The 17,023-nt window shown below is 69.6% G+C and carries 13 protein-coding genes and 1 pseudogene; 12 read left to right on the top strand and 2 right to left on the bottom strand.

What is annotated here, in order from left to right:
* Positions 1-6 precede the first annotated feature (6 nt).
* Both AB0E88_RS04360 and AB0E88_RS04355 read left to right on the top strand, forming a co-directional pair.
* Complete coding sequence (locus tag AB0E88_RS04360) at positions 7-432, top strand: hypothetical protein (protein WP_361623552.1); 426 nt, start codon at positions 7-9, stop codon at positions 430-432.
* 115 nt (positions 433-547) lie between these two features.
* Positions 548-948: pseudogene (locus tag AB0E88_RS04355) on the top strand (LLM class flavin-dependent oxidoreductase); the annotation flags it as partial.
* 200 nt (positions 949-1,148) lie between these two features.
* Here AB0E88_RS04355 and AB0E88_RS04350 read toward each other — a convergent pair.
* Together AB0E88_RS04350 and AB0E88_RS04345 are read right to left on the bottom strand one after the other, a co-directional pair.
* Positions 1,149-2,537: an FAD-binding oxidoreductase gene (locus AB0E88_RS04350; protein WP_361623549.1), complete on the bottom strand. Its 1,389-nt coding sequence runs from the start codon at positions 2,535-2,537 to the stop codon at positions 1,149-1,151.
* On the bottom strand, positions 2,534-3,238 hold the full coding sequence (locus tag AB0E88_RS04345) for a transporter (RefSeq protein ID WP_361623546.1): 705 nt from the start codon (positions 3,236-3,238) through the stop codon (positions 2,534-2,536). The genes AB0E88_RS04350 and AB0E88_RS04345 overlap by 4 nt, the downstream gene beginning before the upstream one ends.
* Positions 3,239-3,380: 142 nt before the next feature.
* On the opposite strand from AB0E88_RS04345, the gene AB0E88_RS04340 reads away from it, so the two are divergent.
* From AB0E88_RS04340 to AB0E88_RS04295, 10 genes are all read left to right on the top strand, one after another.
* Entirely contained in the window at positions 3,381-5,033 is a 1,653-nt protein-coding gene (locus AB0E88_RS04340; RefSeq protein WP_361623543.1) for an NAD(P)/FAD-dependent oxidoreductase, read from the top strand.
* On the top strand, positions 5,026-5,925 hold the full coding sequence (locus AB0E88_RS04335; protein WP_361623540.1) for an alpha/beta hydrolase: 900 nt from the start codon (positions 5,026-5,028) through the stop codon (positions 5,923-5,925). Before AB0E88_RS04340 ends, AB0E88_RS04335 begins: the two co-directional genes overlap by 8 nt.
* On the top strand, positions 5,922-7,310 hold the full coding sequence (locus AB0E88_RS04330; protein ID WP_361623537.1) for an FAD-dependent oxidoreductase: 1,389 nt from the start codon (positions 5,922-5,924) through the stop codon (positions 7,308-7,310). Before AB0E88_RS04335 ends, AB0E88_RS04330 begins: the two co-directional genes overlap by 4 nt.
* 366 nt (positions 7,311-7,676) lie before the next feature.
* The gene (locus AB0E88_RS04325; protein WP_361623534.1) at positions 7,677-9,104 is read left to right on the top strand and encodes an APC family permease; all 1,428 of its coding nucleotides are present in this window, start codon (positions 7,677-7,679) and stop codon (positions 9,102-9,104) included.
* An 85-nt stretch (positions 9,105-9,189) separates the two neighbouring features.
* Complete coding sequence (locus tag AB0E88_RS04320) at positions 9,190-9,816, top strand: hypothetical protein (protein ID WP_361623531.1); 627 nt, start codon at positions 9,190-9,192, stop codon at positions 9,814-9,816.
* Positions 9,809-11,182 carry a glutamine synthetase gene (locus AB0E88_RS04315; RefSeq protein WP_361623528.1) on the top strand — a complete coding sequence of 458 codons (1,374 nt, stop codon included), beginning with the start codon at positions 9,809-9,811 and terminating at the stop codon, positions 11,180-11,182. The genes AB0E88_RS04320 and AB0E88_RS04315 overlap by 8 nt, the downstream gene beginning before the upstream one ends.
* Entirely contained in the window at positions 11,179-11,952 is a 774-nt protein-coding gene (locus tag AB0E88_RS04310; protein ID WP_361623525.1) for a gamma-glutamyl-gamma-aminobutyrate hydrolase family protein, read from the top strand. Before AB0E88_RS04315 ends, AB0E88_RS04310 begins: the two co-directional genes overlap by 4 nt.
* On the top strand, positions 11,949-14,384 hold the full coding sequence (locus AB0E88_RS04305) for an AMP-binding protein (protein ID WP_361623522.1): 2,436 nt from the start codon (positions 11,949-11,951) through the stop codon (positions 14,382-14,384). Before AB0E88_RS04310 ends, AB0E88_RS04305 begins: the two co-directional genes overlap by 4 nt.
* Positions 14,381-15,511 carry a Zn-dependent alcohol dehydrogenase gene (locus AB0E88_RS04300; protein ID WP_361623519.1) on the top strand — a complete coding sequence of 377 codons (1,131 nt, stop codon included), beginning with the start codon at positions 14,381-14,383 and terminating at the stop codon, positions 15,509-15,511. Before AB0E88_RS04305 ends, AB0E88_RS04300 begins: the two co-directional genes overlap by 4 nt.
* A 35-nt stretch (positions 15,512-15,546) precedes the next feature.
* The gene (locus tag AB0E88_RS04295) at positions 15,547-16,977 is read left to right on the top strand and encodes an aldehyde dehydrogenase family protein (protein WP_361623516.1); all 1,431 of its coding nucleotides are present in this window, start codon (positions 15,547-15,549) and stop codon (positions 16,975-16,977) included.
* Positions 16,978-17,023 lie beyond the last annotated feature (46 nt).

Raw genomic sequence — 17,023 nt, 5'->3', positions numbered from 1 at the left:
TGGGATATGGTCCGAGTTCGAGTGGTGAGTGCCCTGGGCGCCGCGGCGGTGGCCCTGCTGGTCGGCGGCTGCGGAGGCGGCGCCCCCAAGGCGACGCCGCCCGTCACCGAGGCGCAGGTCGTGGGGCACTGGTCGGGTGACTGCGGATCCACACTGACGGTGGCGGCGGACCACACCTTCACCGCCACCGACTTTCCCGTGGACTACTCGCTCGCCACCGGTGCGGTGCAGCGGGTCGGCGCTGGGCATGGGACCTGGTACCTCTTCGCCGGGGTCAAGGGTGACGCTCGGCAGACGCTCGACCTGAAGTTCGGCAAGGAGTTCCACGATCTGGACTTTGTCCGCAGTGGTAATTCGATCGCGCTCCGCACGGCGCTGGGCGATCCCGACGACAACCGGTGGTGCCGGTTCTCCCGGCCTTCCGGCGCCTAACCGCTCGGGCACGACCGGGCGCGGAAACGAGCACGTCGGCTTGGCGTGCGTCGAGGCTGCCTGCGGGGGAAGAGGTGTCATTGGGCGGTGGAGCTGCCGTGCCCAGCTGCCTACCGACCTGGACGTGTGTCAGGGCGCAGAGGTCAACTTCGCCAAGGACGAGGACGAACTGCGTGCGATGGTCGCCCCGCGGAAGAAGGGGCTCGCCTTCAGCCTCGGCGGGATGGGGTCGGCGAGCAGGAACTTCTACAACGATGCCTCCAGCCGTCAGGGCTGGGCCGATGCCGCGGCCGAGGTGCGGCAGCGTTGGCAGGCCGGGGACCGTGACGGCGCAACCGAACTCGTCACGGACGACTTGGTGCTGGGTGCGACTCTGATCGGCACCGAGGACATGGTGCGCAGGCGCCTGCGGGTGTGGTGCGACGCCGGGGGGGGAGGGACATCGTCCGCTTCTACCCCGCCGGCGAAACGCTGGACGCCCGGCGCACCACCCTGGCCACCGCCCTTGACCTTGTCGGGAGACCTGGAGCACGACGGGCCCCTGGCCCCCGCTCAGTCTGTCTCCGTGGAGAACCACCGCACGTATCACGGCTCCATACGGCGAGCAGGTATGTAGGCGTCGGATTCCCCGCCATCAGAAGGGGAGCGGCGAGACGAGACCGGTCCGCAGCGACCGCGCAGCTCGATGAACGGCATTTGTTTCGCCGCGCAGTGCTCTAATCACCATGAAGGAGAAGTCCGCCGCGACGGGCAGCGGCGAATCCTTTGCGCGCGTTTCCCTTACTGCCGTTGATCGCATCGTTGAACCTGTCCGTGGCCCACGCCGCGCGCAACCCGAGGCGCCCCATGATCATCGGGACCGCACGGCCGAACTTCGGTTCGTCGACCCAGATGGTGCGCAGATCGTCTGGGGTGATGCCCGTGGCGATCCGATCCGCGATGAGTGAACCGATATAGGTGGCCTGCGCGAGTCCATGGCCGTTGCACGCCAGGGAGTAGTGGACGTCGTCGCCGATCGTCCCGGCCACCGGCAGCCAGGTCGAGGTGATCCCGATCCAGCCGCCCCACGCACGGTCGATCGCGACGTCCGCCAGCGGCGGGAAGCGCCGCGCGAACGCACCCGCGAGTTCGGCGACCACCGCCGGGTCGGGACTGCGCTCGGGGAGCGGATAGCTCGCGGCACGTTCGATTCGCCGTACGCCGAACACGATGGTGTTGCGCGAGGTCAGCCGGTAATTCTCCATGATGTTGTGCTGGGTGATGAGCCCGGATCGGCTGGTCCACCCGAGAGCGGCGAGACGCTCCGGGGCGATCGGCTCGGTCTCCACCTCGGTCACCCACATGGGCGACGACAGACGTTTCGGCGTGATGTTCCATTCGCCCGCATAGGCGTTCGTGGCCAGCACTACCTTCCGTGCCCGCACCACGCCGTGGGCAGTGTTGACGGTGACGCCGCCATTGCCGTCGCCATGAACGACATCGACGACCTTCGACTGCTCGAAGACCTGCACGGTCGAGGCGAGCACGGCGCTCCGCAGGCCACGCAGGAACCTCCCGGGGTTCATGATTCCGCCCTGGATTTCGCGCATGCCGCCGAGGAAGCCGTGCGGGATGCCCAATTCGCGAGCCGTTCCCTCTTCGACGTGGGCCCCGGCGCGACGGAGGATCTTCGCGATGCGACGCGTTCGGCCCAGCTGGCCGCGGGAGACGGCCGCGAAGACGTTGCCGGTGGCCTCGTAGTCGCAGTCGATGCCGAGCTTCCCGATCAGGCTCTCGACGTGGCCGGCGGCGTTCTCGGTGAGGCGGATGATCGCCGGCATGCGCTTGCGGTACAGCAGATTCAGCATCTGGATGTCACCGCCGGGCGCGCTCGCCAGTTGGCCGGCGTTGCGGGAGCCCGCGCCGTATCCGCAGAACTCCGATTCCAGCAGGACAACGTCGACGCCGTGCTCCGCGAGGCGGAGCGCGGTCGCCATGCCCGCGAGTCCGCCGCCGATGACCGCGACAGAGCAGGTGAGGCTCTCCGTCAGCGGCGGGCGGACGTTGGCGGGCGGATCGATCCATCCAGTGAAAGTGGTGTAGGTCGTGTTCGCGGTGGTGCTCATACGAGGTCAAGTCCTTGAGCAGGGGAAGCGGAGGCCGGGGCGATGCGTGTGCCGCTGCGCTTGGTGTGGGCCGCGAAGGCTGCGTACGCCCGGTAGATGACGAGCATCGCCAGGCCCCAGGTGAACAGCGCGAGGATGTAGAAGCGGGTGTGGTCGGCGTCGTCGCCGGGGATGCGCCAGAAGTCGTAGATCGACGCGACGACCACGTTCAGTGCTGTGGCGCCGGCCACCCACGCGGCGTGGCCACGCACGCCCAACTTCCGCAGGCGCAACGCGAAATAGCACAGGAAGCCGGAGGTCGCGAGCGCAGTGACGAGGAAGAATACCTTCCCCGGCGTGCCTATCTCCTCAGCGAACTCGGAGAGAAGGAAGCCGAGGATCGCGGCGAGGGCGAAGGCGCCCACCTCGGCCCGGAGCGTGGGCTCGTACCTGTGTGTGACGACCAGCAACCCGAGGATCAGGATCAGCGTGAACCCGATCGAGCGCGAGAAGGCGTCCAGGAAGAAGGCGATGTGGTGCATCGGGGACTGGGGGCCGGCCTTGGTGACCCCGTAGATCAGGAAATTGGTTCCGGATACCCCCATGATGATCCATTCGAGGCCGATCAAATAGTTGTGATGGCGTCGAATGAACCGCACACCGCAGATGAGGCCGACTGCGACCATCCAGATGTCCGACGCGGCGAACATTACGTCGCGCATGGCAGCGCCTCCTTGAGGGTGACCGTGATCTCGTGCGCCTCCCACGGTGGCGTGCCTGCGGGGACTCGCGCTACGCCGACGTGCACCCAGGTGTCACGACCGCCGCAACACACTGCACCCCGGCGGCGCCGTACGAAGGGCGTTGCCGCTGCTCGGGCAGTGCACTGTGCACCGCCCCGTTCTGCAGGACGGGGCATTGCGGTGTAGAGGCCCGGCCGCCGTGGCGGGCACCGTGGAATCACACATCGACGTGATCACCACGCAAAGACGGAAAGGCGGCGCGATGAACGCATCGAAGCACCGACCCGAAGAATTCGACATCGTCATCATCGGTGCCGGTATCTCCGGCATCGGCGCCGCGCGGTACTTCGTCGAGGCGTTCCCCGGCAAACGTGTCGTCGTGTTCGAGGGGCGCGACAACATCGGTGGCACCTGGGACCTTTTCAAGTACCCCGGTATCCGATCCGATTCCGACCTGCACACCTTCGGCTACGAGTTCAAGCCCTGGAGGGACCGCGCCGCCATCGCGGAGGCCCCCAAGATCTTGAACTACCTGCGTGAGACGGTAGAGGAGAACAACCTGGGCGGGCTCATCCGCCTCGGGCACAGCGTGCAGCGCGCCGAATGGTCGAGCGCCGACGCGCGCTGGACGATCGACGTGCACACGGCCGACGGCGACAAGCGTGTCACCGCCAACTGGATCTTCGCAGGCACCGGGTACTACAACTACGACGAGGGCTACACCCCGCACTTCGAGGGCCGTGAGGACTTCGCCGGCGACATCATCCACCCGCAGCACTGGCCCGAGGGCTACGACTACGCGGGCAAAAAGGTGGTCGTCATCGGAAGCGGCGCGACCGCCGTGACGCTGATCCCGTCCATGCTGAACGGCGAGGGCGCCGCCGCCCACGTGACCATGCTCCAGCGCACCCCCACCTACGTGATGCCATGGCCGAAGGTCGATTCCCTCGCACTCCTGCTCACCCGGCTCTTCGGTGAACACCGCGGCTACGCGATGACCCGGTTCAACAACATCTGGATCGATCGGGGCGTGGTCAAGTCGCTGCGCACGTTCCCACGCCTGGGCCGCGCGCTCATCCGGCGCATCAACAAGAAGTTGCTGCCCAAGGGCTTCGACGTGGACACCCACTTCAACCCGCCCTACAACCCGTGGGATCAGCGCCTGTGTCTTTCCCCTGACGGCGACTTCTTCGCCGTCCTGCGCGACGGCAGCGCCTCGATCGTCACCGACCGGATCACGCGTTTCACCGAGTCGGGCATCAAGCTCGCTTCGGGCCGGCACCTCGACGCCGATGTGATCGTCACCGCGACCGGCCTCAACGTGCGCCTGCTCGGCGGCATCGACCTGGTGGTCGACGGTGTGCCGGTGAACCTCGCCGACCGCGTCGTCTACCGCGGCACCTTGCTCTCCGGGGTTCCCAACCTCGCCATCGCCATCGGCTACACGACCTCGTCGTGGACACTGAAGATCGGCATCCTGTGCCGCTACTTCTGTCAACTGGTCGGGCACATGGACGCCCACGGTTACGACAGCGTCGTCGTCGAAGCCGATCCCGCCATGGAGACGCGACCGGTCATGGACCTCAGCGCGGGTTACGCGCAACGGGCTCGCGAAACCACCCCGAAGCAGGGCACGGGCCGGTGGCAGATGTCGATGTCCTACCCGCAGGACGCCAAGTCGCTGCGCGGCCCCCTGCTGGATGACGCGCTGCAGTTCGGGTCCACCAGGGGTGAAAGCGTGACCACGACCGCGCGAGAGGCGTCCCGTGCCTGACCACCCCGAGGACCGTTTCGCGACCCTTCCGGGCGGCACACGTGTCTGCTACCGCATCAGCGGAGAGCCGAGCGCCCCGCCGGTCCTGCTCATAGCCGGCCTCGCGGAGGACTTGACGACGTGGTCCGAGCGATTCGTTTCCGCCGTCGCCACGACCGGCTATCAGGTGATCCGCATGGACAACCGCGACTGCGGCCGCTCCACGTACGCGACCACTCCGCCACCGAGCACGCTACGGCAACTGCTCGCCCGGCCCCGTCGGGACGCCTACACGCTGGCCGACATGGCGGCGGATGCCGCGCAGCTGATCGAGCACCTCGCTCTGGGACCGGTACACCTTGTCGGGCGCTCGTTGGGTGGGATGATCGCGCAGACCGTCGCGGCGCGGTACCCCGAACTGATCAGGTCGCTGACCTCTTTGTACTCCACCACGGGCGATCCGAAGGTCGGCCGGCCGGCCGCGTCGACCATGGCGCTGCTCGCCGCCCCGCCGCCGCGGAACCGGGTGCAGGCCGTGCGTGCGCACCTTCGCATGACGGCGCATCTCGCAGGCACCGAGTTCCCGATCGACGAGGTCGAGGAAGCGGCCCACGCCGTGCAGACGTGGGATCGCACGGCCGGTGACGGTGCGGCGGGGACCGCCCGGCAAGTCCAGGCCATCCATGCCTCGGGCGACCGGACGGCTGAGATCGCCCGCATCACGGTTCCCACCTTGGTGATCAACGGCGATCGCGACCTCATCGTCGCGCCCTCCGGGGGAGACGCCACCGCGGCCGCGATCCCGGGTGCGCGGCACGTCGTGATTCCCGGAATGGGCCATCACCTGCCTGATGCGGTCGTGCCCCTCGTCGCCGACCACGTCGTCAAACACCTCGAAAGGGCATCAGCATGACCGAGCTACGCACCACGGACGTCGTCGTCATCGGCGCCGGAATCTCCGGGTTGACCGCGGCTCGGCGGCTGACGCAGGCCGGCCGGTCGGTCGTGGTGATCGAGGCCGGTGACCGGGTCGGCGGCCGCACGATGAACCTCGACGTCGCCGACGGTGTGATCACCGAAGGCGGCGGCCAGTGGGTCGGACCGGGCCAGGACCGGGTCCTCTCGCTTCTGGACGAGCTGGGGCTGGAAACCTTCAAGACTCACATCGCAGGCGAGTCGATCTACCACCGCCGCGGCCGCACGAAGCGGTACGACGGCCTCATCCCGCCGCTGAACCCGCTCGCGCTCGCCGACTTCGCCCAGTTGCAGCTGCGGCTGGAGCGGATGGCGAAAACGGTGCCGCTCGACGCCCCGTGGACCGCGCGCCGCGCCCGTTCCTGGGACGCCACGACCTTCGGGCACTGGCTCGATGCGAACGCGACGACCGCAGAGGCCAAGGAGGTGTTCACGGTCGCCTTCTCGGTGACCAACGCCGAGGACCCGCACTGCACGTCGCTGCTGGTGCAGCTGGCGCGAATCCGGGGCGCCGGCGGGATTGACCACATGCTCAACGTCCCCGAAGGCGCCCAGGAGTCGCGGGTGGTCGGTGGCACGGTCCGGATCGCGGAGCGCCTGGCCGAGGAGCTGGGGGACGCCGTGCTGCTCGACTCGCCCGTCGTCGAGATCGCGCAGGACGGCGGCGGAGTCTCGGTCCGGTCGGCGCGGGCCGACGTCCGCGCGGACCGGGTGATCGTCGCGATGTCGCCGGCGGACGCCGCCGGGATCCGCGTGACGCCCGGCCTGCCCACCCGCCGCGTGATGTTGCAGCGTCGCTGGAGCAGCGGCGCGGAGAGCAAGCTCTTCGCCGTCTACGACCGCCCGTTCTGGCGAGAGCAGGGCTTGAGCGGCCAAGCGGTCACGGATCTGCCGGTGGCCCAGTTCGTCATCGACAACTCCCCGCCCGACGGCAGCGTCGGGATCCTGCTGTCCTTCCTCGGCACCGCCGGGGCCGGAAGCGGCCGGCACTGGCCCGACACGATTCTCGACGACCCCGCGGTGCGGCGCTCCGCCTTCCTCGCCGACCTGGCTGTGCTGTTCGGGCCGCAAGCGGCCAAGCCGACCGCGTACCTCGAGAAGGACTGGACGCACGAGCCGTGGATCAACGGCTGCGTCGGCTCCCGCGCCCCGGGCTCGCTGACCCAGTACACGGATGCGGATCGCCGGCCGGTCGGTCGTATCCACTGGGCCGGCACGGAGACGGCGACGATCAACCAGGGCTATTTCGACGGTGCGGTCCGCGCCGCCGAGCGCGCCGCCGAGGAAGTTCTGGCTTTCGCTCCTGTCAGGGTTTCCGGCTGACCCGACGGAAAGCCATGAAGTAGACCACGTGAACACCCCCTGGACATCTCCCCCCGTCGCGAAGCGCACACGGCCGAAAGCCCATGCGGGCGCATTCGTGGGAGGTCGACGCACCGTCACCCCCGAACCGGTGCCACTCGAGCGCAGCGACGAGAGCGCGGTCGGCGTCGGTAGCGGATCAGTGCCGCGAACGGTGCGTCGCCCTGCCCGTTCCCCACAGTGCGCCCCTGCGTAGGTGTTCGTCGCCGCAGGCCGACCCTCTCGGCGTGACCGGCACTCATCGGGGCGACAGCGCGCGATATCGCCGTGTGGCTGCTGCGTTGACGACGCCGGCACGGGAGAGCACCACCGAACGGAGCAGTTGTCATGAGTCAGCAGCGCGAAGAGCGGGCGCAAGAACTCAGTACGGGCCTGGACCGGACACTGGGCGTGCGGCAGATCGTCTTCATGGTCGTGGCGATGGCCGCGCCGCTCACGGTGTTCGCCGGCCTCATCCCGTTGATGCTCGGCTCGGGGAACGGCATCGGAACGCCGATCGACTTCGCGATCGTCGGATTGGTGCTCATGCTGTTCACCGTCGGGTACTCGGCGATGACCCCCGAGGTACGCAACGCCGGTGCCTTCTACTCCTACGTCCAACGCGGCCTCGGCACCGGCGCCGGGCTGGGCGCCGCAGCGCTCGCCCTGGTCACGTACTCACTCCTCATGGTCGCGGTCTCGGCCTACCTCGGAGCCGCCGCCCGCAATGTGATCGAGACCTTCTTCGACGTCCCGGTGCCGTGGTGGTGCCTCGCGGGCACCGGGCTCACCGCTGTGGGATACCTGGGATACCGCAACGTCGAGGTCAGCGCGCGGGTGCTGGGCGCGCTGCTCATCGCGGAGGTCGGGATCGTCGCCCTCGTCGACCTCGCCATCGTGCTGCACGGCGGCGACCGCGGCCTGTCCGCACACCCGCTGACCTGGGACGCGTTCACCAGCGGCGCCACCGGCACCGGGATCATGTTCGCCGTGTTCGGCTTCGTCGGATTCGAGGCCACCGCCGTCTTCCGGTCCGAGGCCGGGGACCCTGACCGGACCATCCCGAGGGCCACCTACATCGCGGTCGTCCTGATCGCCGTGATCTACGCCTTCTCGTCCTGGGCCATGATCAACGGCCTCGGCGTCGCACATGCCGTCGATCTCGCGGCGCGCGACCCCGAAGGACTCGCACCCGGGCTCGCCACCCGCTATCTGTCGGGTGCCGCCCACGACGTCATGCAGCTTCTCCTCGTCACGAGCTTCTTCGCCTGCGTGCTCACAGCGCACAACGTCGTGGCCCGCTATCTCTTCGCCCTCGGCCGCCAGGGCGCGCTGCCGGTTTCGCTCGGCTCGGCGCACTCCGCGCACCGGTCGCCGCACGTGGCCTCTCTGCTCACCTCCGGGCTGATCGGCGCCCTGCTCGCGGCCACGGCGATCGCCGGCCTCGAGCCCGTCGTCGAGATCTACGCCTGGTTCGGCGGCGCCGGGACCCTCGGGCTCATCGTGCTCCTGGCCCTGACCTCCGCGGCGATCGTCGTGCACTTCCGCAGAGTCCGCACGGCGACCGCATGGACGGGCACCGTCGCGCCCGCTCTGGCGCTCGGCGCGCTCGGAACGATCCTCGGGCTCGTCATCAGCAACTTCCAGCTCCTGATCGGGTCGCGGACCGGAGCGAACGTCTTCCTCGCAGTCGTCGTCGCAGCGTTCGTCGGCGGCCTCGTGTGGGCGGCGCTCCTGCGCCGGCGTCGGCCGGAAAGCTACGCGGCGCTCGAATGACTGCCCCGCCCACAGCACAGCGGCACCACGCCCTTCACCGAAAGGTACAACAGTGACGGAAACCCCTACGATGCCAACAGGCCGGGTGGCTCAGCGCGCGCCGGTGCGGATAGAGATCGACGACGATGCCTCGCCCGTCGTCCGGCTGCTCGGCCGGACCCTGCGCGACGCGGTCCGAACCGGTCACGCCCGCGAGGTACTCGAACGCGGCACGGGGACGGTCGCCGTCTGCTCGCACAACACCCCGCAGTCCGCCACCATTGCGCTCCACGACCGCGTCGTCACCGTCACCGGCGGCGTCTTCGCGTCGGCCGACGCCACGCTGGTCGTCGACCTGGAATCCCGTTTCGCGCCCACGCGGGATGCGGAGGGTGACGCGGAACTGGCCGACGGGATGCTCAACGCCCTACGGCCCGCGTTGCCTTCGTGGCGGGAGGCTGCCGCGCACTTCTGGGACGTGACCCGCGGCATCCGCGGCATCCCCGACGTCCTCGTCGCGGTGGCGCAGGAACCGGACGGCCCTCAGGAGGCCAGGTTCGGTGCGGGCCCTACCACGTACCGCATGGTCGGCACGCCCGACGCGCTGGCAGGCGTGTTCACCGGCGCCGACTACCTGCTCACCTCCCTGGAGTCCGGCCTGCGGGTCCAGGGGACGCTCTCGCAGATGTCCGTCATGACGGCCGCCTCGTGGAAGGTTCGATTCGATGTCTGAAATCCCCCGGTCGGCATCCATCAGGTCCGCGGAGACAGGAGCCACGAGAGCGGTCCGCTTGGAGGCCACCGGCCACGACGGGAGCTTCCTGGGAAAGACGGTCACGCCGGCGAAGTTCGCGTCCGGCAAGGAGTCGGGCTTCGCCTTCGCCGACATCCTGTTCGCGATCGACCTGGGTGACGCGTTCGTGTTCGGCGACGCGTTCCCGGACTGGCGCGGCAACCTCTACGACATCGCGATGATCCCCGACATGGACACGCTGGTGCAGTGGAAGCCCGGCCTCGAAGCCGTCATCGGTGACTACTGGTTGCGGGACGGGCGGCCGGTGCCGATCTGCCCGCGCAACATGGTGCGCAGGCTGGTCGAGCGCCTGGGGGCGCTCGGCTACACCGCGAAGGTCGCGGTGGAGATCGAAACGACGCTGTTCGAGGAGTCGGTCCAGCAGGCGCGCGCCCGCGGTTACCGGGATCTCACCCCGCTCGGGGGAGGCGGCGGGGCAACGTATCACCTGGCGAGGTCGAAGGACTGGGTCGACTACATGCACGCCGTCACCGACCGGCTCGACGAGCTGGACATCACCTGGGAGGCGTGGACAGACGAGGCCGCACCCGGCCAGACCGAGTTGAACCTCGCACCCAGTGATCCGGTGTCGCTCGGAGACTCGTGGGTGCGCACCAAGCAGGTGATGCGTGAAGTCGCGTTCGAGCAGGACCGGTCGGTGACCTTCATGGCCAAGCCGACCGCCGGATTCGGGCAGGGCGCGCACATCAATCTCTCGCTGCACCGGGACGGCGAGAATCAGTTCTTCGCACCCGACGGACCGTCCGAGGTGATGCTGCACAGCGTCGGGGGGCTGCTGGCCACGATGGCGGGAAACACCCTGCTGGCCCTGCCGCAGATCACCTCCTACCGGCGCTTGGTCGACATCAGCGGCCCACCGACAACGATCAGCTGGGGAGTCAACAACAAGACCGCGGCGGTGCGGGCCATCGTCGGGCACCCCACGTACTCGCGGCTCGAGTACCGGCTACCGGGCTCGGACGTCAACCCGTACTACGCGCTGGCCGGTGTGCTCGCCGGAGTTGTGGCCGGCATCGAACGGCGGATGCCGGCACCGCCGCAGGTCGACGACATGGCGTGGTGCCTGCCCGAGGACAGCGGGGTCGGACGGATCCCGGACTCGATCACGAAGGCCATCGCCGCGCTGGACGGTGACGAGATACTCCGCGAGTACCTCGGCGAGGAGTTCGTCGACTTCTGGGTGGCGTCGCGCCGGTGGGAGTGGATGGAGTTCCACACCAAGGGCGGGGACCCGTACGCCGAGCTCTCCGCGTGGGAGAGCCGTCGCTATTTCGAGTTCTCATGAGCGGCAAGCCACTGGTCGGAATCACCGGCCGCCGGTTCCGGCTGGGCCTGGTCGCCGGAACGGACGACCGCCACACCACACCGTACGTGGACTCGTTCATGTCCGACTTCGCGACGCGCGTGGCGAAGGCGGGCGGGGTGCCCGTGCATCTGCCCTACGACGCCCACCCAGTGGACGTCTGCGAGTGGATGTCCGGGCTGGTGATCAGCGGCGGGCAGGACGTGCACCCGGCCCGGTGGGGCGGCGACACCTCAGTGGTCCGCGGCGTCGACCCTCGGCTCGACCCCCATGCACACGACGCCGAACGCGACGACTACGAGGTCACCCTGATCCGTACCGCCATCGACCGCGGCATCCCCGTGCTGGGGGTGTGCCGCGGGATGCAGCTGCTCAACGTGGCGCTGGGCGGAACACTCATCGCGGACCTGCCGCCCGGAACCGTGCCGCACTCGTCACCGCTGGCCGCGCCCACCGACGGCGACGCCGAGCACCTCGTCACCTTCGAGCCCGGCTCGACGGCCGCGCGGCTCTTCGGCGCCAGCGCCGTGACCAACTCGTGGCACCACCAGGCCGTCGACCGGTGCGGCGCGGGGCTCGTCGTCACGGGCCGCACGCCCGACGGGGTGGCGGAGGCCGTGGAGGCTCCCGGCGCGCCGATCCTCGGGGTGCAGTGGCACCCCGAGTTGATGGAACGGGACGACCCGGCCCTGGCCTGGATCGTCGACGAAGCGAGACAACGACAGGAGGCCGGGATATGCCCGCTGACATGACAACCGTGACCATACCCGGGGACGAAACACCGCGGCGCCCCGCCGTCGCGCTCGACCGGATGGGGGAGACGCCCGGGGTGCGTACCGTCACCGGCCTGCTGGCAGACGGTGCCGCCCGCACTCCCGGCGCCGAGCTGCTGCGGTTCGGCGACGTTTCGTGGACCTACGAGCAGGCGGACGCATCGTCGTCGCGGCTGGCACACCGCCTCATCGAGGACGATGGTGTGGCGCCGGGCGACCGTGTCGCGATCATGCTGCCGAACGTCGCGCAGTGGCCGCTCACCTGGTTCGCCGTGCTCAAGGCCGTCGCCGTCGCCGTACCCGTCAACTCGGCGTACCGCGCGGCCGATCTGGCGTTCGTGCTGCGCGACTCCGGTGCGAGAGTCATCGTCACCGACACCGAGCATCTCCCGCTGGTGCGCGAGGTGGCATCCGGCGAAGCCGCCCTCGCGGACATCCGCATCGTCGACGTCGCCGAGCTCGCCGACACGAATTTCCCGGCCACTGCCCCTGAAGTCGCGATCGCCCCTGACACGCTGGCCAACCTGCAGTACACCTCGGGCACCACCGGATTCCCGAAGGCGTGCATGCTGACCCACGACTACTGGACCCGCATCGCCTGGGGCTGCGCCGCGGCTGCCGGCCTCGGCGACGACGACGTGCTGCTCACGGCGCAGCCGTACTCGTACATGGACCCGCAGTGGAACACGGTGCTCGCCCTTACTACCGGCGCACCGCTGGTGGTGCTGCCGCGGTTCTCCGCGTCGGGGTTCATGGCCGACGTGCGACGCCACCGCGTGACCTTCTGCTACGTCCTCGGATCGATGCCCACCCTGCTGTTCAAGCAGCCGCCCGCCGCCGACGACCGGGACAACCACCTGCGCTCGGTCTTCTGCTCCGCGATCCCCGCGGCACTGCACGCCCGGCTCGAGGACCGCTGGGGCGCGCCGTGGCGGGAGGTCTACGGCATGACCGAGAGCGGAATCGACCTGATCAGCCCACTCGACGACGCGGCGGCCGTCGGGAGCGGCAGCATCGGGCGGCCCGTACCCACCAAGCGCGTCAAGATCGTGGACGCCGACGGCGCGGAGGTCCCCGTCGGCGCACCCGGCGAACTGACCCTGTACGGCGCGCCGATGATGCTCGGCTACTGGAACCGGCCCGAGGAGACCGCGCGGGCGCTGCGGGACGGATGGCTGCACACCGGCGATCTCGCGGTCGCCGACGACCGGGGCGAGATCCGTCTGGTGGGCCGCATCAAGGACATGGTGCGGCGCGGCGGCGAGAACGTGGCCAGCGCCGAGGTGGAGGCAGCGCTCGAAACCGACGACCGCGTCGTCGCGGCCGCGGTCGTCGCCGAGCCCGACGAGGTGCTCGGTGAGGAGGTCAAGGCCTTCGTCCAGCTCGCGGTGGGCGGCACCGGCGACCGGGCGACGGCCGAGGCGATCATCGCCCGGGTCGCGGAGCAGCTCGCGCGGTTCAAAGTGCCGCGGTACGTCGAGTTCGTCGCGGACTTCCCCCGAACCCCGTCGGAGCGGGTGTCGAAGCCCGCGCTCATGGCCCGGGCGGCCGAGGCCCCCGGCACCACCTTCGACCTGCGCGACGGGACCCCATCGACATCCGCGGCTTCCTCGGTCCCGGCCCTGTCGGACATGGCGGCCGAACACGTACTCGTCGACGTGATCCGCGATGTCGCCGTGATCACTCTGCGGCGCCCGTCGAAGCTCAACGCCCTCACCGTCGGGATGCGCCTGCGCCTCGCCGCGCTCATCCGCGAACACGGCACCGGTGAGCGGGCCCGGGGAATCGTGATCACGGGTACGGGCCGCGCGTTCAGCGCGGGCGAGGACCTCAGCGCTCCGCCGACCACGTTCGCCGAGATGCGCGAGACCTTCGAGACCTTCCACGACGTCACCCGCGCGGTGATCGAGACCCGGGTCCCCGTGATCGCGGCGATCAACGGGATCGCAGTGGGCGGCGCCTCGGAGATCACGCTGTGCTGCGATGCGCGGCTTGGCACACAGCAGACCACGTTCTTTCAGCCGGAGAACGCCCGCGGTCTCACGATCTCCAACGCGTCGAGCGTGCTTCTCCCTCGGCTCGTCCGCAATCACGCGATGCGGATGGTACTGGGCTCGGAGCGCATCGGCGCCGAGGAAGCGCTGCGGATCGGTCTGCTCGACCAGATCGTCGAACGGGACGACCTGCTGGACCGCGCGATCGACATCGTCCGTGCCTGGACACCGGAGAGCGGCAACAACACGGCACTGCACCTCGCGCTGCTGCGGCCCTCGCCCGAAGAGATCGAACGCGCCTTCGTGCGGGAGGACGATGCGGCCGACGCGACGTGGAACAGCGGCGCGCTGACCGCGGGCATCGCCGGCTTCTGGAACGCGAAGAAGCCCGCCACCACGACCGGAGAGAACGAATGATCAACACCCGCGCGGCCGTGCTCACGAAGGTGGGCGAACCCCTGCACCTCACCGACATACACGTCGACGAGCCCGAGCCGCACGAGGTGCGCATCGCCGTCACGCACGTCGGACTGTGCCACAGCGACCTGCACTACATCACCGGCACCGTCTCCACCGACCTGCCGGTGGTGGTCGGTCACGAGGTGGCCGGCATCGTCGAATCCGTCGGCTCGGCCGTCACGGACCTGCGCCCCGGCGACCACGTCGCCGGCGCGCTCACCCCGTCGTGCGGCCAGTGCGCGAACTGCAACACGGCCCGTTCGACGCAGTGCCAGCGGCTCGACGAGATCCGGCGCCGCCCGCGGCCCGCGTACACCCTGCCCGACGGGACCGCAGTCACCCGGCTCGGCGACCTGGGCGCGTTCTCCGAGCACATGCTGCTGCGCGCGAACGCAGCCGTGAAGCTGCCCGACGGCGTGTCCACCCGCGTCGGCTGTCTGCTGTCGTGCTGCATCGTCACCGGCGTCGGCGCGGTGTTCCGCGGGGCGCAGGTGCGGCCCGGCTCCACCGTGGCCGTGATCGGCTGCGGAGGCGTCGGCTCGGCCATCATCCAGGGCGCGCGTCTCGCCGGCGCGTCCGCGATCGTCGCGATCGACATCGACGAGCAACGGCTGCGCGCCGCCCGCGGCTACGGTGCGAGCCACACTCTCAACGGCAGCATCGACGACGTGGCCGCTGCGGTGCGTGACCTGCTGGGCGACGGCGCCGACTACTCCTTCGAGGCCGTCGGATCCGCCCGCACCGCGGCAGCCGCTCTCGGCGTGGTGCGCCCCACCGGCACGGCTTGCCTCGTCGGCATCGCTCCCGGGGGCACCGAGCTGACCCTGCCCGCGTCCGACTTCTTCTTCGGTGAGAAGCGCCTGATCGGCTCATACATGGGCTCGGGCCAGGCACGGGAGGACATCACCCAGTTCGCCCGGCTGTACCAGCAGGGCCGACTGCTGCTCGACGAGATGGTCACCGAGGTCATCGACTTCGACCGGATCAACGAGGGCTTCGAGGCGATGAAGTCCGGCGAGGTGACCCGCATCGTCGTCGCCATGCCGACCCATTCCGACAACCCACCCGCGCAGGAGACCCGATGAAGATTACGACGCCGACAACGTCTCTTGCGCAGCCGGTGAGCTACATCGCCGGTGAGTGGGTGCGATGCCAGGAGCTCGACGCGTGGAACGTCGACCCGAACACGGGCGAGGCGCTCCACTGCACGGTGACCACGTCGCCGACCGACCTGGAGCGCGCGCTGCAGCACGCACAGCGCGCCCACGACGCCCTGGACTGGGCGCATGACGACTTCCGGCATTTGCGGGCCGAGGCGCTCGAACGGGCCGCTGCGAACGTCGAGGAACGGCTCGAGGAGATCGCCCGCACCGACGCGATCACGAGCGGCACGGTGATCACAGCCACCCGCAAGCTCGCCGCGTTCCTCCCGGCCCGGATCCGGGCCGCCGCCGGCGAGGCGCGTCGGATCCCCCGCGTCACCGCGCTCGCCGCCGGCGGGCGCGACGTCCGGCTTCACCGGGTCCCCTGGGGGCCCGCCGCGATCCTCACGCCGTGGAACGGACCCAGCTTCATCCCCGCGGCGAAGATCGCAAGTGCGGTGGCCTCGGGCTGCCCCGTACTGCTCAAGCCGTCCGAGCACGCCCCCGCAAGCGCGCAGGTGATCGTCGAGTGCTTCGTCGACGCCGGCCTGCCCGAGGGCGCGCTGCAGCTCGTCCACGGCGCGGGTGACATCGGCGCCGCGCTCACGGGCGACCGCCGGGTGAAGGTGGTGTCCTTCACCGGCGGCCCAGGCGCCGGACGGGCCATTGCCCGCGCCGCGGCCGAGGACTTCAAGGTCCTCCAGCTCGAGCTCGGTGGCAACAACCCCGTCCTCGTGCTCGACGACGCCGACCTCGACGTAACCGCCGACGGCATCCTGACCGGCATGACGAACTTGAACGGCCAGTGGTGCGAGGGGCCGGGCAAGATCTTTGCACCGCACCGATTGATACGGCCCCTGCGGGAGGCCCTCGCCGATCGCATCGCGCGGCTACGGATAGGGCACTCGCTCGACGTCGAGTCCGACATCGGCCCCATCGCCAACGAACCGCACCACCGGAACCTTATGCAGCGGATCGAGGGCCTGCGCGCGCTCGGTGCCGAGATCGACCAGCCCGGGGAGCTGCCCGGCCTGGCGGGTTTCTTCCTGTCTCCCACGCTTGCCACCGGATCCGACCCGGACCGCACGACCGCCGAGCTGTTCGGGCCGGTCGTCTCCTTGCACGGCGTCGACTCGGACGAGGACGCGCTGCGCGCCGCCAACGCGCACCCGTCGGGCCTGGACGCCTATGTGTTCGGCACCGACACCGACCGCGCGATCGCGATCGGTGCGCGGATCGTGGCCGGCGAGGTGCGGGTCAACGGCGCGAAGCTGGCCGATCTCGGCGACGAGTCCGCCCAGAGTTTCTGGGGCCCGTCCGGCATCGGCGGGCACGGGCCTGCCGAATCGGTGCGCGTGTTCTGCGGAGATCGAGTCGTCGGGGTCGACTCACCGGATCTGCCCTTGTGATCGGCCCTGGAACGAGCCCAAGCCCCTCACGAGCGCCGCCGGAGGC

This window comes from Streptomyces sp. NPDC028635 (assembly GCF_040637635.1).
GTDB lineage: Bacteria > Actinomycetota > Actinomycetes > Streptomycetales > Streptomycetaceae > Streptomyces.
This window is presented reverse-complemented; position numbering and strand designations above follow the sequence as displayed.